Annotated in this window: 12 protein-coding genes; 6 read left to right on the forward strand and 6 right to left on the reverse strand. The window is 70.1% G+C overall.

What is annotated here, in order from left to right; translation table 11 throughout:
• Positions 1-54: 54 nt before the first annotated feature.
• The 4 genes from OO63_RS06870 to OO63_RS06885 all read right to left on the reverse strand — a co-directional run bounded on the left by OO63_RS06870 (position 55) and on the right by OO63_RS06885 (position 2,140).
• Entirely contained in the window at positions 55-723 is a 669-nt protein-coding gene (locus OO63_RS06870; protein WP_030357312.1) for a potassium channel family protein, read from the reverse strand.
• The gene (locus OO63_RS06875; RefSeq protein WP_030357311.1) at positions 723-1,391 is read right to left on the reverse strand and encodes a potassium channel family protein; all 669 of its coding nucleotides are present in this window, start codon (positions 1,389-1,391) and stop codon (positions 723-725) included. The genes OO63_RS06870 and OO63_RS06875 overlap by 1 nt, the downstream gene beginning before the upstream one ends.
• Before the next feature lie 156 nt (positions 1,392-1,547).
• Positions 1,548-1,787, reverse strand: a complete 240-nt coding sequence (locus OO63_RS06880) for a hypothetical protein (protein WP_030357310.1) — start codon at positions 1,785-1,787, stop codon at positions 1,548-1,550.
• Positions 1,784-2,140 carry an ArsR/SmtB family transcription factor gene (locus OO63_RS06885; protein WP_033263899.1) on the reverse strand — a complete coding sequence of 119 codons (357 nt, stop codon included), beginning with the start codon at positions 2,138-2,140 and terminating at the stop codon, positions 1,784-1,786. Before OO63_RS06885 ends, OO63_RS06880 begins: the two co-directional genes overlap by 4 nt.
• A 248-nt stretch (positions 2,141-2,388) precedes the next feature.
• On the opposite strand from OO63_RS06885, the gene OO63_RS06890 reads away from it, so the two are divergent.
• The 3 genes from OO63_RS06890 to OO63_RS06900 all read left to right on the forward strand — a co-directional run bounded on the left by OO63_RS06890 (position 2,389) and on the right by OO63_RS06900 (position 8,426).
• Positions 2,389-4,647 carry an MMPL family transporter gene (locus OO63_RS06890; RefSeq protein WP_078618981.1) on the forward strand — a complete coding sequence of 753 codons (2,259 nt, stop codon included), beginning with the start codon at positions 2,389-2,391 and terminating at the stop codon, positions 4,645-4,647.
• Positions 4,648-4,823: 176 nt separating this feature from the next.
• Positions 4,824-6,872, forward strand: coding sequence for an APC family permease (locus OO63_RS06895; RefSeq protein WP_030357307.1), 2,049 nt, complete (start codon positions 4,824-4,826; stop codon positions 6,870-6,872).
• Between the two features lie 222 nt (positions 6,873-7,094).
• Complete coding sequence (locus OO63_RS06900) at positions 7,095-8,426, forward strand: class I SAM-dependent RNA methyltransferase (protein WP_030357306.1); 1,332 nt, start codon at positions 7,095-7,097, stop codon at positions 8,424-8,426.
• Positions 8,427-8,531: 105 nt separating this feature from the next.
• Here the strand turns inward: OO63_RS06900 and OO63_RS06905 are convergent, their stop codons facing one another.
• Positions 8,532-9,503 carry a serine/threonine-protein kinase gene (locus OO63_RS06905; protein ID WP_030357305.1) on the reverse strand — a complete coding sequence of 324 codons (972 nt, stop codon included), beginning with the start codon at positions 9,501-9,503 and terminating at the stop codon, positions 8,532-8,534.
• Positions 9,504-9,747: 244 nt separating this feature from the next.
• Here OO63_RS06905 and OO63_RS06910 point away from each other — a divergent pair, with 244 nt between their 5' ends.
• The 3 genes from OO63_RS06910 to OO63_RS06920 all read left to right on the forward strand — a co-directional run bounded on the left by OO63_RS06910 (position 9,748) and on the right by OO63_RS06920 (position 22,271).
• Positions 9,748-15,021, forward strand: coding sequence for a DEAD/DEAH box helicase (locus tag OO63_RS06910; protein ID WP_030357304.1), 5,274 nt, complete (start codon positions 9,748-9,750; stop codon positions 15,019-15,021).
• 96 nt (positions 15,022-15,117) lie between these two features.
• Positions 15,118-18,108 carry a helicase-related protein gene (locus OO63_RS06915; RefSeq protein WP_030357303.1) on the forward strand — a complete coding sequence of 997 codons (2,991 nt, stop codon included), beginning with the start codon at positions 15,118-15,120 and terminating at the stop codon, positions 18,106-18,108.
• Positions 18,105-22,271, forward strand: coding sequence for an Eco57I restriction-modification methylase domain-containing protein (locus tag OO63_RS06920; RefSeq protein ID WP_051810622.1), 4,167 nt, complete (start codon positions 18,105-18,107; stop codon positions 22,269-22,271). The genes OO63_RS06915 and OO63_RS06920 overlap by 4 nt, the downstream gene beginning before the upstream one ends.
• Here the strand turns inward: OO63_RS06920 and OO63_RS47740 are convergent.
• Positions 22,178-22,495 (reverse strand): DUF397 domain-containing protein, encoded by a 318-nt coding sequence (locus tag OO63_RS47740; protein ID WP_397622208.1) that lies wholly within the window; start codon positions 22,493-22,495, stop codon positions 22,178-22,180. The two genes, OO63_RS06920 and OO63_RS47740, sit on opposite strands and share 94 nt — an antisense overlap.
• Positions 22,496-22,534 lie beyond the last annotated feature (39 nt).

Below are 22,534 nucleotides of genomic sequence, written 5' to 3' on the forward strand. Positions count from 1 at the left end.
GGCGGGGGGCGCCCGGAACATTCCGGGCGCCCCCACCTGCGTAGAGCCCAGGGGCTAGACGTCGCGACGTACGGAGAGCAGATCCTCCAACTGCTCCTCCCGCGCCTGCGCGGCGACAAAGAGAAGCTCGTCCCCCGCTTCGAGGGAGTCGTCCGGCGTCGGCGCCAGCACGCGCGTACCCCGGATGATGGTGACGAGCGAGGTGTCCTCGGGCCACTGGACGTCCCCGACGCGGGTACCCGCGAGGGCGGACTCCGGCGGCAGCGTCAGCTCGACGAGGTTCGCGTCGCCGTGGCTGAAGCGAAGAAGGCGGACGAGATCACCGACGCTCACCGCCTCCTCGACGAGCGCGGACATCAGCCGCGGCGTGGACACGGCGACGTCGACGCCCCAGGACTCGTTGAAGAGCCACTCGTTCTTGGGGTTGTTGACGCGCGCGACGACCCGCGGGACGCCGTACTCGGTCTTGGCGAGCAGGGAGACGACGAGGTTGACCTTGTCGTCGCCGGTGGCCGCGATGACCACGTTGCAGCGCTGCAGCGCCGCCTCGTCCAGCGAGGTGATCTCGCAGGCGTCGGCGAGCAGCCACTCGGCCTGCGGGACGCGCTCGACGGAGATGGCCGTCGGCGCCTTGTCGACGAGCAGCACCTCGTGCCCGTTCTCCAGGAGCTCACCGGCGATGGAACGGCCCACCGCGCCCGCTCCGGCAATGGCGACCCTCATCAGTGACCGCCTTCCTCGGGGCCTTCGGCGAACGCGGCCTCGACCTTCTCCACCTCGTCGGTGCGCATCATCACGTGCACCAGATCGCCCTCCTGGAGCACCGTCTGCGACGTCGGCAGGACGGCCTCGCCGAGCCGGGTGAGGAACGCGACGCGCACGCCGGTCTCCTCCTGCAGCTGGCTGATCTTGTGCCCGATCCAGGCGGCGGACGCGTGCACCTCGGCGAGCTGTACGCCGCCGGTGGGGTCGCGCCACAGCGGCTCAGCGCCGGACGGCAGGAGCCGGCGCAGCATCTGGTCGGCGGTCCAGCGGACCGTGGCGACTGTGGGGATGCCGAGACGCTGGTAGACCTCGGCGCGGCGCGGGTCGTAGATACGGGCCGCGACGTTCTCGATGCCGAACATCTCGCGGGCCACCCGGGCGGCGATGATGTTGGAGTTGTCGCCGCTGGAGACGGCGGCGAAGGCGCCGGCGTCCTCGATGCCGGCCTCGCGCAGGGTGTCCTGGTCGAAGCCGACGCCGGTCACACGGCGGCCGCCGAAGCCGGAGCCCAGACGGCGGAATGCGGTGGGGTCCTGGTCGACGACGGCGACCGTGTGCCCCTGCTGTTCCAGGGTCTGCGCGAGAGCGGAACCGACTCTCCCGCAGCCCATGATGACGATGTGCACGTCGTTACCCCGCGCTCCTCATGGCCCTCGTGACCTGCGTAAATGCCCTACTCATGACTCTCGCCCTCGAATGTTCCCCGGGAATGCTCGAGTCCACGTTAACGGCTTCTTCACCCGGGTCGGATACCGCGGGAGCGTCCGGGGCCGGGCGCGGGCTCACTCGACGGCGCGCAGCATGCTCTCCATGGACTGGACCCGGACGTTCAGCTCGGTGAGCTGGGTCCGTATGGCTTCCTGTTGGGCCGTGACCGAGTCCAGTGCCTTGCGGTAGCCCTCCATCGCCTGCGCGTACTCGATGTCGCGCTCGCGGCTGCGCTGCGTCTGGAACTTGGCCACCGCCACGATTGCGCCGGCAAGGATCAGGAAGAAGGCGATCGGGATGATCGCGTCGCTCATTGGGGCGTCCCCTTTGGTGAGTGCTTTCCGGCTTCGCCCGTCCCGTCCGGTGGAGCGTCCGCCCCGTCGAGGCGGGCAGCCGCGAGAATCGTATCCACGTTCAACTGCACGTCAAAGGGTGCGAGTTCGAAGTACTTGAGGGCCTTGCCGTCGTCCGACAGCTCCAGCCTGCCGATCACGAGACCGGCCTTCTCCAGGCGTTCCAGATGCATGTACAGCAGGGGCCGGGAGACGCCGAGGCGGCGGGCGAGTTCGCTCACGTACAGCGGTCCTGTGGCCAGCTCCGTGATGATCCGGATGCGCTGGGCGTGGCCCACGGCCGCCAGGAAGGCCAGCAGCTCCTCGCTGTTCATGGCCTGCATGGCCCGCCTTCGCGCCGTCCCGATACCCGTCGGCCAAGGCTTACGCATGGCTTGAACCACTGTCAAACCCTCCGTCGATCGGACTCTTCCATTTCCGCGTGCCTGCTCACGGATCCTGCGTGCCTGCTCACGGAGCCAACCCGTTCGATCCTGACAGTTGACGTCTCAGACCTTCACCTGTCAGTCTCAACTTACACATGGAGGACGGGAGAGTCGCTATGGCAGCGAGGGGGCCGGACATGAGGCGCGGACCGAGGCGGTCGATGACGGTGCGGGTGGCACGGTGGAGCGCGCTGCATCCGTGGCGGGCGATCGTCGGCTGGTTCGTGTTCGTGGTGCTGTGCCTGGGGGCGGGCATCACGGCCGGGATGAACCAGGCGACGTCGGCGGACTTCCGCGTCGGCGAGGCCGGCCGCGCGGAGGCCATGGCGGCGCGGGGCGACCTCCAGATCAAGCCCCTGGAGCAGATCCTCATCAGCGCCGAGCCGGGGCGGCGCCTGGACGCGCGAGCCGCCGACGCGGCCGTACAGGACGTCACCCGGCGCATGCGGGCGCTGCCGGAGGTCGACGAGGTCGCCGCGCCGGTCCGCTCCAAGGACGGCCGGGTCGTGCGGGTGCCCGTCACCCTGAAGGGCCCCGAGCAGGAGGGCAAGAAGAACGTCGTCCCGCTCCAGGCCGCGACCGAGAAGGTGAAGAAGGCCCACCCGGACGTCGTGGTGGAGGAGACCGGCGCCGCGTCCGTGAGCAAGGGCGTCAACGACCAGCGCGGCAAGGACCTGGCGTTCTCCGAGATGATCACGCTGCCGGTCACGCTGATCACGCTGGCCCTGGTGTTCGGCTCCGTCCTGATGGTCGGCGTACCGCTGCTGCTCGCCATCACCTCGATCATGGCGACCATGGGCCTGGCGATGCTCGCCTCGCACCTGCTGCCCGACACCGGCGTCGGGATGAACATGATCCTGCTCATCGGCATGGCCGTCGGCGTCGACTACACGCTCTTCTACCTCAAGCGCGAACGCGAGGAGCGGGCCCGCGCCGGCGGCAGGCTCTCCGCGGAGGCGCTCGTCGAGACCGCCGCGGCGACCGCGGGCCGCGCCATCGTGATCTCCGGGCTCGCCGTGATCGTCTCCACCGCCGCGCTCTATCTCGCCGGGGACGTCATCTTCGACTCCCTCGCCACCGGCACCATCCTGGTCGTCGCCGTCGCCGTGGTCAGCTCCGTGACCGTGCTGCCCGCGATGCTCGTCAAGCTCGGGAAGCGCGCGGAGCGCCGCGCGGAGAAGCGCCGCGCGGCGGGCAAGACCGTGCGGTCCGACGCCGAGAAGAAGCCGGGCCGGGTCTGGAACGCCCTGCTCACCCCCGCCCGCAAGCGCCCCGCACTCACCCTGTGCCTGTCCGTCCTGATCCTGCTCGGCCTCTCGGCCCCCGCCGTGACCATGAAGCTCAAGGACCCGGCCAGGGACAGCTTCTCCCGCGAGATCCCCGCCATGCAGGGCTACGACCGGCTGCTCGCCGCCTTCCCCGACCTGCGCATCCGCTACCAGGTCGTGGTCACGTCCGAGCCCGGCCAGGCCGGGCAGGTCACCGACGCCCTGCGCGCACTCGACCGCAAGGCCGCCGCCGACCCGCTCCTGGCCCGCCACGACCGCCCCGCCATCAAGACCTCCGCCGACCGCCGCGTCAGCACCCTGGACCTGGGCGCCCCGCACGCCACGTACTCCGACAAGGCCGTCCGGGCCCTCGACCACATCCGCGACGACTACCTGCCCGCGACCGTCGGCAAGCTCGACGGCGTCGAGAGCGCCGTCAGCGGTGACGTGCCGCGCGGCGTGGACTATGTGGACCACCAGAGCCAGAAGCTGCCGCTGGTCCTCGGCCTTCTGCTCCTGATGACGTTCGCGATGACGGTGTACGCGTTCCGGTCCGTCGTCCTCGGACTGCTCGGCGTCGGCCTGAACCTGCTGTCCGCCGCGTCCGCGCTCGGGCTGCTCGTGCTCGTCTTCCAGGGGGAGTGGGCCGAGGGCCTGCTGTCCTTCGTCTCCCTGCACGGCATCTCGTCGCGCGTGCCGCTGTTCCTCTTCGTGATCCTCTTCGGGCTCTCGATGGACTACCAGGTGTTCGTGGTCAGCCGGATCCAGGAGGCCGCCCTGAACGGCGTGCCCACCCGGCAGGCCGTCATCGACGGGATCGCGGCCTCCGCCAAGGTCGTCACCAGCGCGGCCATCGTCATGGTCACCGTCTTCGCGAGCTTCGTGATGCTGCACATCCTGGAGATGAAGCAGATGGGCTTCGTCCTCGCGGTGGCCGTCCTGCTCGACGCGTTCGTGATCCGCGTCATGATCCTGCCGTCGGCTCTGCTGCTGCTCGGCCGGGCGACGTGGTGGCCGTCGAAGGCGGTGCGGCGGGCCGAGGAGCGACTGACCCGCGGGTACGCGGCCCCGGCCGGAGAGAGCGCGGAGCCGCCGCTGGCGGGGGCGGGCACGGCCCGCGAGCGGTGAGCGCGGCCGCGGCGCGCGGCCGCGAACGCTGAGTGGGTGGATCGGTCGGTGTGTGCACACCGACCGATCCACCCACTCACCTTTTGAACATCTCTTTAATCTTCTCCCCAGAAGCTCTTGACAGGACCGGGGTACTGGGTGGGCGACGTGCTGACGGAGCGCTTACGATCCTCTGCGTGTCCAAACTGACCGACGTGCCCAAACGGATCCTCATCGGGCGCGCACTGCGCAGCGACCGGCTCGGAGAAACGCTCCTGCCGAAGCGCATCGCCCTCCCCGTGTTCGCGTCCGACCCGCTGTCCTCCGTCGCGTACGCGCCCGGCGAGGTGCTGCTCGTCCTGTCCGTCGCGGGCGTCTCGGCCTACCACTTCAGCCCCTGGATCGCCGTCGCGGTCGTCGTGCTGATGTTCACGGTCGTCGCCTCGTACCGCCAGAACGTGCACGCGTACCCGAGCGGCGGCGGTGACTACGAGGTCGCCAACACCAACCTCGGGCCCAAGGCCGGACTGACCGTCGCGAGCGCGCTGCTCGTCGACTACGTCCTGACCGTGGCCGTGTCGATCTCCTCGGGCATCGAGAACCTGGGCTCGGCGGTCCCGTTCGTCGTGGAGCACAAGGTGCTCTGCGCGGTCGGCGTCATCGTGCTCCTGACCCTCATGAACCTGCGCGGCGTGAAGGAGTCCGGCAAGCTCTTCGCGATCCCGACGTACGTCTTCGTGGTCGGCGTCTTCCTCATGATCGCGTGGGGCGCCTACCGGGGCCTGATCCTCGACGACACCATGAAGGCCCCGACGGCCGACTTCGAGATCAAGGCCGAGCACGAGGGCCTCGCGGGCTTCGCCATGGTCTTCCTGCTCCTGCGGGCCTTCTCCTCCGGCTGCGCCGCCCTCACCGGCGTCGAGGCGATCAGCAACGGCGTGCCCGCCTTCCGCAAGCCCAAGTCGAAGAACGCCGCGTCGACCCTCGCCCTGATGGGCGCGCTCGCCGTCACCATGTTCTGCGGCATCATCGGCCTCGCCATGGCGACGGACGTCAAGATGGCCGAGAAGCCCGCCAAGGACCTCCTGGAGAACGGCGTCCCGCTCGGCGGCGACTACGTCCAGAACCCGGTGATCTCCCAGGTCGCCGAGGCGGTCTTCGGCGACGGCAGCTTCCTCTTCATCGTCCTCGCCGCGGCCACCGCGCTTGTCCTCTTCCTCGCCGCCAACACGGCGTACAACGGCTTCCCGCTGCTCGGCTCGATCCTCGCGCAGGACCGCTACCTGCCGCGCCAGCTGCACACCCGCGGCGACCGCCTCGCCTTCTCCAACGGCATCGTGCTGCTCGCGGGCGCCGCCGCCATGCTCGTCTGGATCTACGGCGCGGACTCCACCCGCCTCATCCAGCTCTACATCGTCGGCGTCTTCGTCTCCTTCACGCTCAGCCAGATCGGCATGGTCCGGCACTGGAACCGTCACCTGGCCACGGAGCGCGACCCGGGCAAGCGCCGCCACATGATCCGCTCCCGGGCGATCAACGCCTTCGGCGCCTTCTTCACCGGCCTGGTCCTGATCGTCGTCCTCGTCACGAAGTTCACGCACGGCGCGTGGGTGGCGCTGCTCGGCATGGTCATCTTCTACGCGACGATGACCGCGATCCGCCGCCACTACGACCGCGTCGCCCACGAGATCGCGGCCGCCGAGGGCCCCTCCGACGACAGCGTCCGCCCCTCCCGCGTGCACTCCATCGTCCTCGTCTCCAAGATCCACAAGCCGACGCTGCGGGCCCTCGCGTTCGCCAAGCTGATGCGCACGGACACCCTGGAGGCATTGAGCGTCAACGTCGACCCGGCCGAGACCAAGGCCCTGCGCGACGAGTGGGAGCGCCGCAGCATCAGCGTGCCCCTGAAGGTCCTCGACTCGCCCTACCGCGAGGTCACCCGCCCGGTCATCGAGTACGTGAAGTCGCTGCGCCGGGAGAGCCCGCGCGACGCGGTCAGCGTGATCATCCCCGAGTACGTGGTGGGCCACTGGTACGAACACCTCCTCCACAACCAGAGCGCCCTGCGCCTCAAGGGCCGCCTGCTCTTCACCCCCGGCGTGATGGTGACCTCCGTCCCCTACCAGCTGGAGTCCTCCGAGGCGGCCAAGCGCCGGGCACGCAGGCGCCAGGAGTGGAACGCGCCGGGCTCGGTGCGGCGGGGGCCGGTGGAGAAGCGGGCGAAGGAGACGAGCAAGAAGGGGTGAGGTGGCGCGGGCCTTCTCCGGCGGGTGGGCCCGCCCCGGCCGGGTGGGCCCGCCCCGGCGGCGTGGCCATGTCCCTGGCGGGCGGCGCGGAAAGGTGGACGTAGACTGGTCGGCTGTCGTCCGGACGTCCCCTGTTCTCCCCCTGTTCCCGCTGTTCCCGCTGTACTCGACGCCGTCGACCACTGTCCTTCCTTACCTCTTACGTTGTGGAGTCACCCCGCCATGCAGGCTGAACCGAAGAACTCTCTGGTGGGCGAGGAGTACGAGGTCGAGGTCGGGCCGGTCGCGCACGGCGGGCACTGCGTCGCCCGTACGGCCGAGGGCCAGGTGCTCTTCGTACGGCACGCGCTGCCCGGCGAGAAGGTCGTCGCGCGCGTGACGGAGGGCGAGGAGGGCGCGCGCTTCCTGCGGGCCGACGCCGTGACGATCCTGGACCCCTCCAAGGACCGCGTCGAGGCCCCCTGCCCCTTCGCGGGCCCCGGCCGCTGCGGCGGCTGCGACTGGCAGCACGCGAAGCCGGGCGCGCAGCGCCGCCTCAAGGGTGAGGTGATCGCCGAACAGCTGAAGCGGCTTGCCGGTCTTACGCCCGAGGAGGCGGGCTGGGACGGCACGGTGATGCCGGCCGAGGGCGACAAGCTCCCTGCCGGCGAGGTCCCGGCGTGGCGCACTCGCGTCCAGTACGCGGTCGACCCCGACTCCGGCCGCGCGGGCCTGCGCCGCCACCGCTCCCACGAGGTGGAACCGGTCGACCACTGCATGATCGCGGCTCCCGGAGTCACCGAACTGGGCATCGAGCGGCGCGACTGGCCCGGCATGGCGTCGGTCGAGGCGATCGCGGCGACGGGATCGCAGGACCGCCAGGTGATCCTGACGCCCCGGCCCGGGGCGCGCCTTCCTCTCGTCGAGCTCGACAAGCCGGTCTCGGTCCTCCGCGTGGAGGAGAAGGACGGCGGCGTGCACCGCGTCCACGGCCGCCCCTTCGTCCGCGAACGCGCCGACGGCCGTACGTACCGGGTGGGCAACGGCGGCTTCTGGCAGGTCCACCCGAAGGCGGCCGACACCCTGGTCACGGCCGTCATGCAGGGCCTGTTCCCGCGCAAGGGCGAGACGGCCCTCGACCTCTACTGCGGCGTGGGCCTGTTCGCGGGCGCCATCGCCGACCGCGTCGGCGACGAGGGCGCCGTCCTCGGCATCGAGTCCGGCAAACGCGCCGTCGAGGACGCCCGCCACAACCTCGCCTCCTTCGACCGCGTCCGCATCGAACAGGGCAAGGTCGAGTCGGTCCTCCCGCGCACGGGCATCACCGAGGTCGACGTCATCGTCCTGGACCCGCCCCGGGCGGGGGCGGGGAAGCAGACGGTGCGACACCTGGCCGGTCTTGGCGCGCGTCGGATCGCCTATGTGGCCTGCGATCCGGCTGCGCTGGCGCGGGACTTGGGGTACTTCCGGGAGGGGGGGTACAAGGTGCGGATGCTGCGGGCGTTTGATCTTTTCCCTATGACGCATCATGTGGAGTGCGTGGCTATTCTCGAGCCGGTCGCGAAGGGCGCCTGACCTGCTGTTTCGTGCGCGTGCAGTACGTGCGGTGTGGGCGTTACGGGCGATAACTTGACGCTGAAATGACGCTCGTTCTGATAGGTCGTCAGGCGGGGGCGGGCGTCAGCCCAGCCGCCCCTGTCGTTGAGGCCGAGCCCATGAGCGAACCGGGCGTGCGTCCGGCCCCATCGGGTGCCGGAAGGGGCGCAGTGGGTCGACCTCGGCCCAGGGGGTGAGTGCGGCCGCCGGGTCGCCGCGTTCGGGGAGCCAGGTGGCGAGCCGACGCCAGACCTCGCCGGCGTGGGCCGGGCGGTCGTTCGGTGTCTTGGAGAGGAGCTCGATCACGAGGCTTTCCAGGTCCGAGGGGGCGTCGGGGCGCAGGTCGCGCAGAGGGATCGGCGGGTGGTCGAGGATCAGGCCGGGGAGCATGAGTTCCGACCGGTGCTCGAAGACGGGCTCGCCGGTGAGCATCTTGTGAAGCAGACAGCCGAGCGCGTAGAGGTCGGTGCGGTGGTCGACGGGCTTGCCCAGGATCTGTTCGGGTGCCATGCATTCCAGGCTGCCCGGCCGCTCGCCCGTGGCGGTCAGCTTGGTGGTGTCCGGTTCGAGGAAGGCGGCGACGCCGAAGTCGAGCACCTTGACCACGCCGTCGGTGCGGATGATGACATTGCGGCCCTTGAGGTCGCGGTGGACCACGTTTCGGGCGTGTACGGACCCGAGGACGGAGGCGATCTGCACCCCGACCGAAGCGGCTTCCTCGATGCTCAGCCGTTCCTGTTCGGCGATCCGGTCTTCGAGGTCGACGCCGGTCACGTACTGCATGACCAGGAACCGAGTGCCACGTTCCTCGCCGAGGTCGTAGACGGTCGCGATGCCGGTGTGGTCAAGGCGTGCGGCGGCGCGGGCCTCGCGTCGGAAGCGCTCGGCGTCTCGGGCGCGCTGGTCCTGAGTCAGGCCGGGAGATGTATTCATGGTCTTGAGTGCGACGTCGCGGCCGAGGTGTTCGTCGTGAGCGAGCCATACGACCCCCATGCCCCCGGAGCCGATCTCCCGCTTGATCCGGTAGCGCTTGGCGATCACAGGTCCGATGTCCATGTGCGGGGCGACTCCGTCCGCGTCCGTCCTCGTGGCTCGATGCGTCCGTCGCGCGGGCGCATCGAACAGAGTGTGGCATGTGCACAGTATTTCGGGAAGCGATCCCTGCGCGGCTGTAATCTATTGACTGAGTTCACAGTGGCATGCTGTGATGTGCGACGTACGATCAAGGGGAGTGTGGCGCACCGCGGTCGGCGGGTGGCTACCGTTGCTCCGTACCGCCTCGGGAACAAGTGGGGAACACGTGGACGTCTTCAAGGTGCACCAGCGGCTCATCCGGGACTACAAGGAGTACACGTCCGGATCGGTGGTGATCGACGACGCCCGCATCGACGCCCAGGTGGCGAAGTCGCTCGCCGACGGGGACCAGTGGCCCGACCCTTATCTCTCCCTCAACCCGAGCTTCGCGCCCGGTGGTTCGGTCGAAGATCTCGCGCGGCCGGGAGGATTGCTGCACCCGGCGTGCGCGGACATCTTCCGTACGGGCAAGGACGAGCGAGGCGCCACTGTCCGCCCGATCCACTTCCACCAGCACCAGCTGGAGGCGATCGAGGCGGCCGGCTCCAGGGAGTCGTACGTCCTGACCACCGGTACCGGCTCCGGCAAGAGCCTCGGCTACATCGTGCCGATCGTCGACCGGGTGCTGCGCGAGAAGGAGGCCGGTGCCGCGCCCGGCATCAAGGCGATCATCGTCTACCCCATGAACGCCCTTGCCAACAGCCAGGAGCGGGAGCTGGCGAAGTTCCTCACCGCTGGATATGAGGAGGGGGGCGAGCCGGTCACCTACGCCCGCTACACGGGCCAGGAGAGGGAGGACAAGAAGGAGGCCATCCGCGAGTCCAAGCCGGACATCCTGCTCACCAACTACGTGATGCTGGAGCTGATGCTCACCCGGCCCAAGGAGCGCGAGAAGCTCATCGGGGCGGCCAAGGGGCTGCGCTTCCTTGTCCTCGACGAACTGCACACCTACCGGGGACGTCAGGGCGCCGATGTCGCCGTGCTGGTGCGGCGCGTACGCGAAGCATGCGAGGCACCCGATCTGCAGTGTGTCGGCACGTCCGCGACGATGGCCACCGAGGGCACCCCCACCGCGCGCCGCGGCGAGGTCGCCCGCGTCGCCTCCACCCTCTTCGACACGGAGATCTCCCCGGAGCGGGTCGTCGGCGAGACGCTGGTGCGGGCGACCGGGGGCGCAGTGCCCACGCCGTCCGAACTCGCCGCGCGGGTGAGGGAGAACAACCCTCCGGCCGAGTACGGGCGGCTGGCCGCCGATCCGCTGGCCCGTTGGATCGAGACCGCCTTCGGCCTGGTCGAGACCGAGGACGAAGATGGCAGCACACTCCTGGTCCGCGCCGAACCGCTCACCGTGGAGGCCGCTGCGGTGCGCCTGCGCTTCGAGGCGTTCGGCATAGAGGAAGGCGACCCGGAGGAACGGTGGTACGCGGCGTGCGCGGAGGCCATCCGGACCACCCTCCGGGCGGGAGCGGCCGCCCGCAGAGAGGAGGGGAACCGTCCGCTGTTCGCCTTCAGGCTGCACCAGTTCCTGTCCAAGGGCGGATCTGTCTACGTCTCTCTTGAGGACGAGGCCGACCGTCACATCACCCGCACCTACCAGCAGCGTGTCCCGAACGCCCCCGAGAAGCTGCTGCTGCCGCTGTCCTTCTGCCGCGAATGCGGGCAGGAGTACCTGATGGTCGCCCGCGACCAGGGGGACGATGGCTCCGTCGCCTTTCGTACGCGCGAGGACGAGGACGACGAGCAGGGGTATCTGTACATCTCGGCCGTCAACCCGTGGCCGGAGCAGGTCGGCGACGCCATCGAGCAGCGGCGCTTTCCCGACAGCTGGCTCACCTTCGACGAGCGCAAGGGCGCCCCGGTGCTCACCGCCAGCCGCAGGAAGCGGGCGCCGCAGCCGGTGTGGGTGCGCCCGGACGGCACCGCAGGAGGAAAGGCGAACGGCGGCGTCTACGCGGCGTATCTGCCTGCCCCGTTCCTGTTCTGCCTGGAGTGCGGTGTCGGCTACGAGCAGGTCAAGGAGCGGGACTTCGCCAAGCTGATGACCCTCGACCAGGAGGGCCGCTCGACCGCCACCTCCGTCATCAGCGCCTCGATCGTGCGTCACCTCAAGAGCATTCCTGAGGGCGAACTCGACAAGGACGCAAGGAAGTTGCTGACCTTCGTCGACAACCGGCAGGACGCGAGCCTGCAGTCGGGGCACTTCAACGATTTCGTCATGGTCACGCAGCTGCGCGGTGCCCTGTACCGGGCGATGGCCGCCGCCGGTGACAAGGGGCTGCGCTGGAAGCGGCTCGGCGAGGACGTGGTGGCGGCGATGGGGCTCTCCCCCCACGAGTACGCGGCCAAGCCCACCGAGATCGAGGAGCTGGCCGAGAGCACGCTGGAGGCACTGGCCGCGGTCGCCGAGTACCGCCTCTTCCTCGACCTGGAACGCGGCTGGCGCGTCACCATGCCCAACCTGGAACAGACCGGGCTGCTCGGTCTGGAGTACGGGGGGCTCGACGCCATCGCCGGCGACGAGGACCGGTGGCGGGACACCGTGGGCCCGTTGCGTACGGCCACTCCCGAGGCGCGCCACCAGTTGTCCAAGGTCCTCATGGACGAACTGCGGCGCCAACGGGCCGTGGACACTCCCTACTTCACCGAGGCCAAGTTCGCCGAACTCCGCAAGGAGTCGGCGCGGCTCAACGACGCGTGGGGGATCGCCGACACGGAGGCGGCGCCGCCGCCGGCCAAGTTCGCGGTGGCCCGGCCCGGCCGTCCCGGACGTACCGGGCGCGGTCGCAGCGAGCTGAACCTGACCGGCCGCACCGCGTTCGGCCGCCACGTCCGCAAGGACACCACCTTCCCCGACTGGGGACAGGGACTCTCCCTCGACGAGGCCCAGGACGTCATCCGCGACCTGCTCCGCGTGCTGGCCGACGGCGGAGTCCTGACCGAGGTCTCCCAGGGGCGGGGTGAGGAGCCCGGCTACCGCATCAACCACACCGTCATCCGCTGGCACGCCCGCGACGACGACCACGGCGCCGTGGACCGCCTGCGCCGCACCTACCGCGACGAGCGCGGCCCCCGTGTCAACGCCTTCTTCAAGCGGCTCTACAAGGACATCGCCGCCACCTTCGCCGGTCTGCACGCAGCCGAACACACGGCTCAGGTCCACCCCGACGTCCGCCAAGAACGCGAGGACCTGTTCGGCGAGGGCACCCGGCTGCCCCTCCTGTACTGCTCGCCGACGATGGAACTCGGCGTCGACATCAAGAACCTCAACGCCGTCAACCTGCGCAACGTGCCGCCGACCCCCGCCAACTACGCGCAGCGCTCCGGCCGAGCTGGCCGCAGCGGCCAGCCCGCGCTCGTCACCACGTACTGCGCCACCGGCAACAGCCACGACCAGTACTACTTCACCCGGCGCGAGCAGATGGTGGCCGGCCGGGTCGCCCCGCCCCGGCTCGACCTGGCCAACGAGGATCTGCTCGCCTCCCACGTGCACGCGATCTGGCTCGCCGAGACCCGACTCGATCTCGGCACCAGCATGGCCCGGCTGATCGATGCCGACGGCGACCACCCCTCGCTGGAACTGGCGTCGTCGGTGGCCACGGCCATCGAGGAGCCGGCTGCCCGCCGCCGGGCCCTGGCGCGTGCCCGGACGGTCCTGGACGGTTGTGGTGATCTGCTGCGCGCCACGTCCTGGTGGCACGAGCGGTGGCTGGAGCAGACCGTCGAGGCCGCGCCGGGCAGCTTCCGCAAGGCGTGCGGGCGCTGGAAGAACCTCTTCAGGCAGGCCCTCGAAGAGCGCGAGATCCAGCACCGCAACATTCTCAACCGCACCGCCACGGGCCGGTCCAAGGACCAGGCCAAGCGCCGCCGCGCGCAGGCCGAGAGCCAGCTCGCGCTGCTGCGCAACGAGCAGGGCGGCGAGCGGACCGTGATGTCGGACTTCTTCCCGTACCGCTACTTCGCCTCCGAGGGCTTCCTGCCGGGCTACTCCTTCCCCAGGCTGCCGCTCGCCGCGTACATCCCGGGCACCGGCCGCACCAGCCGTGGCGGCTACGACGGCGACTACCTGCAGCGCTCCCGGTTCATCGCGGTCCGCGAGTTCGGGCCCGGCGCGCTCATCTACCACGAGGGCAGCCGCTACAAGGTGGACCGGGTGCAGCTGCCGCCGGACACCGCGGGCGAGCTGACCACCGAGAGCGCCAAGGTGTGCGGGGCCTGCGGCTATCTGTCCCCGGAGGAGCAGCACGAAGACGTCTGTATGGGCTGCGGCAGCGGCCTCGGTGACGCGCGGACCGGGCTGCTGCACCTGCACACCGTTTTCACCCACCGCCGCGACCGGATCTCCTCCGACGAGGAGGAGCGCCAGCGCACCGGCTACAAGGTGGAGATCTCCTACCGCTTCAAGAAGCACGAGGACGGCCGCGATGGATCACTGCGCGCCATGGCGCAGACCGCGTCGGGTCGCGCCCTCGCCGAGCTGGCGTACGGAGACAGCGCCACCGTCCGGCTCACCAACCTCGGCTACCGCCGCTCCGTCGCCAATGGCGAGATCGGCTTCTGGATGGACCCGGTGACGGGCGAGTGGCTCGCGGGCGGCGCCGCCAAGAAGGGCGGCCGGGAGACCCCCCAGGAGCAGGAAGGGCTCGCGGACGCCGAGAAGGCCCACCGCAAGATGCCGGTGATCCCGTACGTGCAGGACACCCGGAACATTCTCGTCCTCCACCTGACCCAGCCGGTCGACCGGGACACCGCCGTCACTCTCCAGTACGCCCTGGAGCGTGGCATCGAGGCCGAGTTCCAGCTGGAGGACGCCGAACTCGACACCGAGGAGCTGCCGCCGCACGACGGGCCGCGCGAGCGCCTCCTGTTCATCGAGAGCGCGGAGGGCGGTGCGGGCGTCCTGCGGCGTCTGCAGGCCGAGCCCAAAGCTCTGGCCCTCGCCGCGCGCAAGGCTCTGGAGATCGCCCACTTCGACCAGCTGGGGCGTGACCGCGGCGACGAGAAGACCAACGGCGACCCGTGCGAGAAGGGCTGCTACGACTGTCTGCTGTCCTTCGCCAACCAGCGGCACCACCGCGTCATCGACCGGCAACTCGTGCGCGACCTGCTCCAGGCGTTCGCGGACGGCACCGTCGGTGTGTCAACCCCGGGCCGTTCGCGCGACGAGCACGCCGACGTGCTGCGGCAGGGCGCCGACTCCACCCTGGAGGAGCGCTTCGTCGAGTACCTGAGGTCGCACGGCCACCGGCTTCCGGACCACCAGCAGATCAAGGTGCGCGAGGCGCTGTCCAAGCCGGACTTCGTCTACGACACCGGGTTCGGCCCGATCGCGGTCTTCGTCGACGGCCCGCACCACGACCACGACGACATCGTGCTGCGCGACGAGGAGGCGGAGGAACGGCTGAAGGACTTCGGCTGGGAAGTGGTCCGCGTCCGCTACGACGACGACTGGTCCAAGAAGGTCGCCGAGTACCCTCAGGTGTTCGGCGAACCCCGCCGCTGACCTGCGGTCGGACGCCTCGCCCAGCAGCGTCGGCCGCTCTCCCCTCCACGCCCCGTACGTATGCGGGGCCCGCCCGCACCCACCCGGAAGGCCCGTATGACCACCGCCGCCACGCCGGCCCCGAAGTACGCCGTCGGCTCCCTCGTCCATGCCCGGGGCCGTGAATGGGTGGTGCTGCCGGACTCCACAGAGGACCTCCTCGTGCTGCGCCCGCTGGGCGGCGCCGATGTCGACATCGCGGGGGTGCTGCCGGGCCTGGAGACCGTGGTCCCCGCCACGTTCGCCCCGCCCACCCCCGGTGACCTCGGCGACCAGCACACCGCCGGTCTGCTGCGCACCGCCCTGCGGATCGGGTTCCGGGCCGGTGCGGGCCCCTTCCGGTCACTCGCCTCGATCGCCGTGGACCCGCGCCCGTACCAGCTGGTGCCGCTGATGATGGCGCTGCGCCAGGACACGGTGCGGCTGCTGATCGCCGACGACGTGGGCATCGGCAAGACCGTCGAGGCCGGCCTCATCGCGGCCGAACTGCTCGCTCAGGGTGATGCCCGCGGCCTGGTCGTGCTGTGCTCACCGGCGCTCGCCGAGCAGTGGCGGGCCGAGCTGCGGGGCAAGTTCGGCATCGACGCGCGTCTTGTGCTGCCCGCCACGATCGGCCGCCTTGAGCGCGAGACGCCGTACGGGCAGTCGGTGTTCCGCCCTGACGGCGCCTACGTCGTGTCCACCGACTTCATCAAGTCGCCCCGCCACCGTGAGGACTTCCTGAACAACTGTCCCGACCTGGTGATCGTCGACGAGGCGCACACGTGTGTCGCGGACTCCACGGCGCAGGTCTCGGCGCGCACCTCGCAGCAGCGCTACGGACTGCTGCGCGCGCTCGCCGACGACGCCACCCGTCACCTCCTCCTGGTCACCGCGACCCCGCACAGCGGTAAGGAGGAGCCCTTCCGCAGACTGCTCGGGCTGCTCGACGCCCGCCTCGCCACCGTGGGCTTCGAATCCCGCGCGGGCCGTGAACTGCTCGCTCAGTTCTTCGTGCAGCGCCGCCGCGCCGACATCCGTGAGGATTTCCAGGACGGCGCGCACTTCCCCTCCAGCCGCGACACCGCCGAGGTCTCCTACTCCCTGCACCGCGACTACCGTGCCCTGCTCGCCGAGGTCCTCGCGTACGCCCGCGAGACGGTGCGCGCTGCCGACGGGGCGTTGCAGCAGCGGCAGCGCTGGTGGTCGACCCTGGCACTGCTGCGCACCCTGTCCTCCTCGCCGGCCGCCGCCGTACGGTCGCTGAACACCCGGGCCGGTGTCCAGGAGGCGGACACCCCGGACGAGGTGGACCGCACCGGGCAGGTGACCGTTTCGGACCCGGCGGACACTGACAGCGCCCAGTCCGCGGACGAGGTACCGGGCAGTCTGCTGCCCACCGCCACGTCCACGACCGAAGAGGCCGGCCCTGACGGCCTCGACGGCTCTGACGGCCCCGACGGTCTCGACGCCGAGGAGAAGGCCCGCCTCGTCGCCATGGCCGAGGCCGCGCGCAAACTCGCCGGTCCCACCCGCGACACCAAGCTGAAGCAACTGGTGGCGACGGTGACCGACCTCCTCGACTCCGGATACCGGCCGATCGTCTTCTGCCGCTACATCGCCACGTCCGACTACGTCGCCGACCACCTGAAGAAGGTGCTCAACAAGAAGGGCACCGAACACCCGGTTGCGGTCGCCTCCGTCACCGGAGAACTCTCGCCCGACATGCGTCTGAACCGCATCGCCGAACTCACCGGCGCGGACGAGAACGGCGAGCCCGCCCCCGAGCGGCGCGTCCTGGTGGCCACCGACTGCCTGTCCGAGGGCGTCAACCTCCAGGAGTCCTTCGACGCCGTCATCCACTACGACCTGGCTTGGAACCCGACCCGCCACGAGCAGCGCGAGGGCCGCGTCGACCGCTTCGGGCAGCGCACCGACACCGTGAAGGCCCTCACCCTGTACGGGGCGGACAACCCGGTCGACGACATCGTCCTGAAGGTGCTGCTGCGCAAGCACGAGCGCATCCGCCGCGCCACCGGCATCTCCGTACCCGTGCCGCAGCAGGCGGAGAGCGCCATGCAGGCGGTCTTCGAAGAGCTGATCCTCAGCGGCGAGACCCCGTCTTTCGAGCAGGAGGGCCTGTTCGAGCGCGAACAGCTGCCCGCTGCCGAGCAGCTGGAGCTTGCCTGGGAGTCCTCCGCCGAACGGGAGAAGGCGTCCCGGTCCCTCTACGCCCAGAACCGGATCAAGAAGGAGGACGTGGCCACCGAGGTCGTCGAGATCCGTGCCGCGCTCGGTACCGGCGAGGAGGTCAGGGAGTTCACCCGCCGCGCGCTCGGCGCACTGCGCGGGGTGCCCGCCGATCGCAAGCAGGGCGGGTTCACCGCCCACATCGACGCGCTTCCGCAGGGCCTGCGCGACGCCGTGACCGCGGCGCTCGGCCCCCGCCACCCGCGCCCGGTCGTCTTCCACGACGCGCCGAGCGCTCCGCGCGGCGAGGTGGCGCTCACCCGCACCGACCCGGTGGTGGCCGCGACCGCCCGCTTCGTCCTGGACACCGCCCTGGACGAGAAGTTCCCGGCCTGGCAGCGCCCGGCCCGCCGCTGCGGCGTGATTCGTACGAACGCCGTACGACGGCCCACCACGATGCTCCTCGTACGTCACCGTTTCCAGCTGAGCCTGCCCACCCGCGACGGCGAGATCCGCCCCCAACTCGCCGAAGACGCAAGGGTGGTGGCCTTCCAGGGCAGACCCGAAGCGCCACAGTGGCTGCCGGACGAGGAGGCGCTGGCCCTCTTGGAGGCCCGCGCCACCGGAAACTCCGACCCGGCCTTCGCCACCGACCACATCGCGTCGATTCTCGCCGCCCTGAATACCGGCCTCATGGACGAACTGCGCCTGCGCTCCAAGACGGCCGCGACGGAGCTCGAAGCCTCCCACCACCGGGTCCGTACCGCCGCCCGGGCCCGTCTCGCCGGCCTGAAGGCCGTCCCGCAGGGCGATCCGGACGTCCTCGGTGTCTTCCTTTATCGTCCGGCCGCCACGATCCAGCTGGGAGCCGACGCGTGAGCACCGCGAGAACCCTGGTCACCGACACCGTCGCCACCGTCGGCGGGTTGCTGCCCTACGACCTCCTTGTTCGGATCAAGGAGGGCAAGGAACAGTCCGGGTCAAAGCCCGCCGACTACCGGCTGTTCGCCAAGGGCGAGTCCGTACGGGACGCCGCCGAGCGCTCCTGGGGCTATCTGTGCGGCGTCTGGGCCGCCTACCAGGACGCTCTCGCCCGCGACGGGGCGGACGACGACACCGGCGTGCACGCGGTGGGGCTGACCACCGAACGCTGGCTGCTGCCCCTGTTCGAGCAGCTCGGCTTCGGCGCGCTGTCCGCCGTTCCGGAGCCCGGCCTGCCCGCCCACGACAACACCAAGGATTTCCCGGTCAGTCACGCGTGGGCGCATGTGCCCGTGCACCTCACCGGTTGGAACGTCCCGCTGGACGTCCGCACCCCCCACGTGGCGCCGCAGGCCCCGCAGTCCATGGTGCAGGAGTACCTCAACCGCTCAGGTGACAAGGCTCTGTGGGGTGTCCTGTCCAACGGCCGCCAGCTGCGGCTGCTGCGCGAGTCCGCGTCGCTGACCGGCGCCGCGTTCATCGAGTTCGACCTCCGGGCGATCTTCGAGGGCAAGCGGTCCGACGACTTCGTCCTCCTGTGGCGCCTGCTGCACCGCACCCGCTTCGAGGGCGAGCCCGCCGCCTCCTGCCCACTGGAGAAGTGGCGCACCGAGGCCATCGACTCCGGCACCCGCGCCCTCAAGGAACTCCGCAAGGGCGTCGAGAAGGCCCTCACCGTGATCGGCGGCGGACTGATCGCTCACCCCGACAACGCGAAGCTGCGCGAGGCCCTGCACGCCCGCACGCTCACCGTCCGCGACCTGCATCCCGCCCTGCTGCGCCTCGTCTACCGACTCCTCTTCCTCTTCGTCACCGAGGACCGCGGCCTGCTCCTGCACCCGGACGCCGACAAGACCGCACGCGACCGCTATGAGAAGTACTTCTCCACCGGCCGCCTGCGCCGCCTCGCCCGCCGCTCCGGCAGCCCGCACGGCGACCAGTGGGAGGCCCTCACCCTCGTCATCAAGGGCCTCGGCGAGCCCGGCGGGCGCCCCGAACTGGGCTTGCCCGCCCTCGGCGGCCTCTTCGAACCCATCCCGGTGGACAAGCGCCTCGACGGTCTCGCCCTCACCAACGAGTCCCTGTACGAGGCCGTGCGCGCCCTCGCCGTCATCTTCGACGTCAAGCTCGGCCGCCCCCGCAAGGTCGACTACCGACATCTGGGAGCGGACGAACTCGGCTCGGTCTACGAGTCGTTGCTCGAACTAGATCCCCGCCAGGAAGAGGACGGCTCCTACGTCCTGAAGAAGCTGGACGGCAACGACCGCAAGACCTCCGGCTCCTACTACACGCCCTCCCCGCTGATCGACTGCCTCCTGGACTCGGCCCTCGACCCCGTCATCGAGCGGGCCGTCCGCTCGGGCACGACGAAGCAGGAACGCAAGGCGGCGCTGCTGGCCCTGACCGTGTGCGACCCGGCCTGCGGCAGCGGCCACTTCCTGGTCGCGGCGGCCCGCCGCATCGCCCGCCGCCTCGCGGAGATCGAGACCGACGACCCGGAGCCGACCGCCGAGGCCGTCCGGGACGCCCTGCGCGAGGTCATCTCCCGCTGCGTGTACGGCGTTGACCTCAACGAGATGGCCGTGGAGCTGGCCAAGGTCTCCCTGTGGATCGAAGCCATGAAGCCGGGCCGCCCGCTCACCTTCCTCGACGCGCACATCAAGCACGGCAACGGGCTGCTCGGCACGACACCCAAGCTCCTCGCGGGCGGGCTGCCCGACGAGGCGTTCAAGGTCCTGGAGGGCGACGAGTCCAAGGCCGTCAGGAACCTGAAGGCCCGCAACGCGAGCGAGCGGGAGCGGTGGCTGGCGGCGCTGCACCACCACGCGAACCAGGACGCCCTCTTCTCCGAGCAGCATGCGCTGGAGATCTCCAACGCGGCGATCAGCGCGAAGACATCGGACATCACGACCGCACGGTCGGAGAAACTGGAGGACGTCCAGAACCAGGCTCGCGCTTACCACGAACTCACCACCTCCAGGGACTACGTGCGGGCTCTGGAGCTCGCCGACGCGTGGTGCGCGGCGTTCGTCTGGGAGAAGACCGAACACACCGACGGCACGAAACGGACGGACGAGACCTTCCCGCCCGCGCTCACCACGGACTCCCTGCTCGCCCTGCACTCCGCCGACGGCGGCGCGACTTTGCCTGCGGGCACGGTGAAGAAGGTGAAGCGGCTGCGCAAGGAGTACCGCTTCTTCCACTGGCACCTGGAGTTCCCCGAGGTGTTCCGGGTGCCGGCCGATCCGGACGCCGCGGGAGTGGATAAACGCACCGGGTGGAAGGGTGGGTTCAGCTGCGTCCTCGGGAACCCGCCGTGGGAGCGGGTCAAGCTCCAGGAGCAGGAGTTCTTCGCCACTCGTGACGCCTCGGTCGCGAACGCCGCGAACAAGGCGGCCCGCGAGCGCCGGATCGCCGCGCTGGCCACCAGCGAGGAGGAGGCGGACCAGGCGCTGCACGCCGAGTTCATCGAGGCGCGTCGCCTCTCCGAAGGCGTCAGCCACCTGCTGCGCGGCTCGGGCCGCTTTCCGCTCGCAGGGCGCGGCGACGTCAACACGTACGCGGTGTTCGCGGAGGCGGCTTCGCTCGGCATCGCCCCCGAGGGGCGCTTCGGCCTGGTCCTGCCGACCGGCATCGCCACCGACGCGACGACCGCGCCGTTCTTCTCCGACCTGGTCCGAAGCTCACGGCTCGCCTCGTTCCTGGACTTCGAGAACGAAGCGTTCATCCTCAGCCGGGACGTGCACCACTCGGTCCGGTTCTCGCTGCTGACCGTCACCGGCCGGGGTGAGCGGGTGGAATCGGCGTCCTTCGCGTTCGGCACCCGCCACATGGAGGACCTCGACGAGCGCCGCTTCGCGATGCCGCCCGAGGAAATCCTCCTGGTCAACCCCAACACGGGCACGCTGCCGGTGTTCCGTACGCGCAGGGACGCGGAGATCACGCTGGGGATCTACCGGCGCGTCCCGGTCCTCCGGCGCGAACCGGACGCGGACGGCAAGGGCGGCACGGATCCGTGGGGCCTGACCTTCATGACCATGTTTCACATGTCCAACGACTCGCACCTGTTCCGCGGCAAGGCGGAGTTGGAGGCCGAGGGCTGGAAGCTCAAGGGCAACATCTTCAAGCACCCGTCCGACGGGCGCCGCTATCTCCCGCTGTACGAGGCGAAGATGCTGCACCACTTCGACCACCGGCTCGGGACGTACGAGGGGCAGACGCAGGCGCAGGCGAATGTGGGGACGCTGCCGCGCGTGACGCCGGAGCAGCATGATGACCCGGAGTTCGCGCCTATGCCTCGGTACTGGGTGCCGGAGTTCGACGTGGACTCGGGGAAACGGGACAAGAAGGGGAACCGGATCATGTGGCCGGGGGTGGCTACGCGGCTGGCTGAGCGGGAGTGGGACAGCCCTTGGCTGGTGGGCTTCCGGAAGATCTGCCGTTCCACGGACCGTCGCACCGTGTTGTCCTTCCTGTTCCCCGCGGTGGGACTCGGCGACTCCGCGAACTTGATGTTGCCGACGGCCGATGGGGCGGCGGCGGGCCTGTACGCAAACACGACGTCGTTTGTGCTCGACTACGTGCTTCGGCAGAAGCTCGCCGGAACGAACCTGAACTTCTTCCAGTTCGAGCAGCTCGCCGTGTTGCCGCCCGGTTCGTTCATGGAGCTTGCCCCTGATGGGGGCGGCACGTTGGACAGCTGGCTTGAGCGGCGGGTGCTTGAACTGTGCTACACCGCGCAGGATATGGGGCCGTGGGCCCGTCGTCTGGGCGACACCGGCCGCCCTTTCCGCTGGGATCCGAACCGACGCGAGCTGCTGCGGGCAGAGGTGGAGGCCGCGATGTTCCATCTCTACGGACTTGGCCGTGACGACGTGCAGTACGTCATGGAGACGTTCTCCATCGTCAGGCGCGAGGAGGAGGCCGCCCACGGCGCCTACCGCACCCGCGACCTCATCCTCGACATCTACGACCGCATGGCGGAGGCCCGCGAGACCGGCCGCGCGTACCAGACCGTGCTGGACCCGCCGCCGGGCCAGGGCCCCCGCCACGAGAGCTGAACCGCGAATTCACGGGTGGAGCCGGTTAGTTGAGCTGGCTCCGCCCGAGTTCGGCGACGCACCCGGCCCAGGCGGCACGTGCGAACGCGAGCTGCGGGCCCTGAGTTCGAGTCACGTACGTGGATGGCTGTGAGGGCTGCGGCCACCTCGACGCACTCGCCGCCCTCGTCCCCGCTGTAGTTGCTCTTGAACCAGTCGACCTGCGCGGGCTGTTCGGTGTACACAGGTCTCCCAGCATCTTCTCGATCAGGCGCAGGGAATCG

Origin of the sequence: Streptomyces alboflavus (assembly GCF_000716675.1) — a bacterium.
Classification (GTDB): domain Bacteria; phylum Actinomycetota; class Actinomycetes; order Streptomycetales; family Streptomycetaceae; genus Streptomyces; species Streptomyces alboflavus.

What these genes read in the sequence shown, in the direction of transcription:
- OO63_RS06890 (WP_078618981.1), top strand. Translation starts at nt 2,389, where the DNA reads ATGAGGCGCGGACCGAGGCGGTCGATGACGGTGCGGGTGGCACGGTGG.
- OO63_RS06885 (WP_033263899.1), bottom strand. Translation starts at nt 2,140, where the DNA reads ATGAACAGCGAGGAGCTGCTGGCCTTCCTGGCGGCCGTGGGCCACGCC.
- OO63_RS06870 (WP_030357312.1), bottom strand. Translation starts at nt 723, where the DNA reads ATGAGGGTCGCCATTGCCGGAGCGGGCGCGGTGGGCCGTTCCATCGCC.
- OO63_RS06905 (WP_030357305.1), bottom strand. Translation starts at nt 9,503, where the DNA reads ATGGACATCGGACCTGTGATCGCCAAGCGCTACCGGATCAAGCGGGAG.
- OO63_RS06915 (WP_030357303.1), top strand. Translation starts at nt 15,118, where the DNA reads ATGACCACCGCCGCCACGCCGGCCCCGAAGTACGCCGTCGGCTCCCTC.
- OO63_RS06880 (WP_030357310.1), bottom strand. Translation starts at nt 1,787, where the DNA reads ATGAGCGACGCGATCATCCCGATCGCCTTCTTCCTGATCCTTGCCGGC.
- OO63_RS06900 (WP_030357306.1), top strand. Translation starts at nt 7,095, where the DNA reads ATGCAGGCTGAACCGAAGAACTCTCTGGTGGGCGAGGAGTACGAGGTC.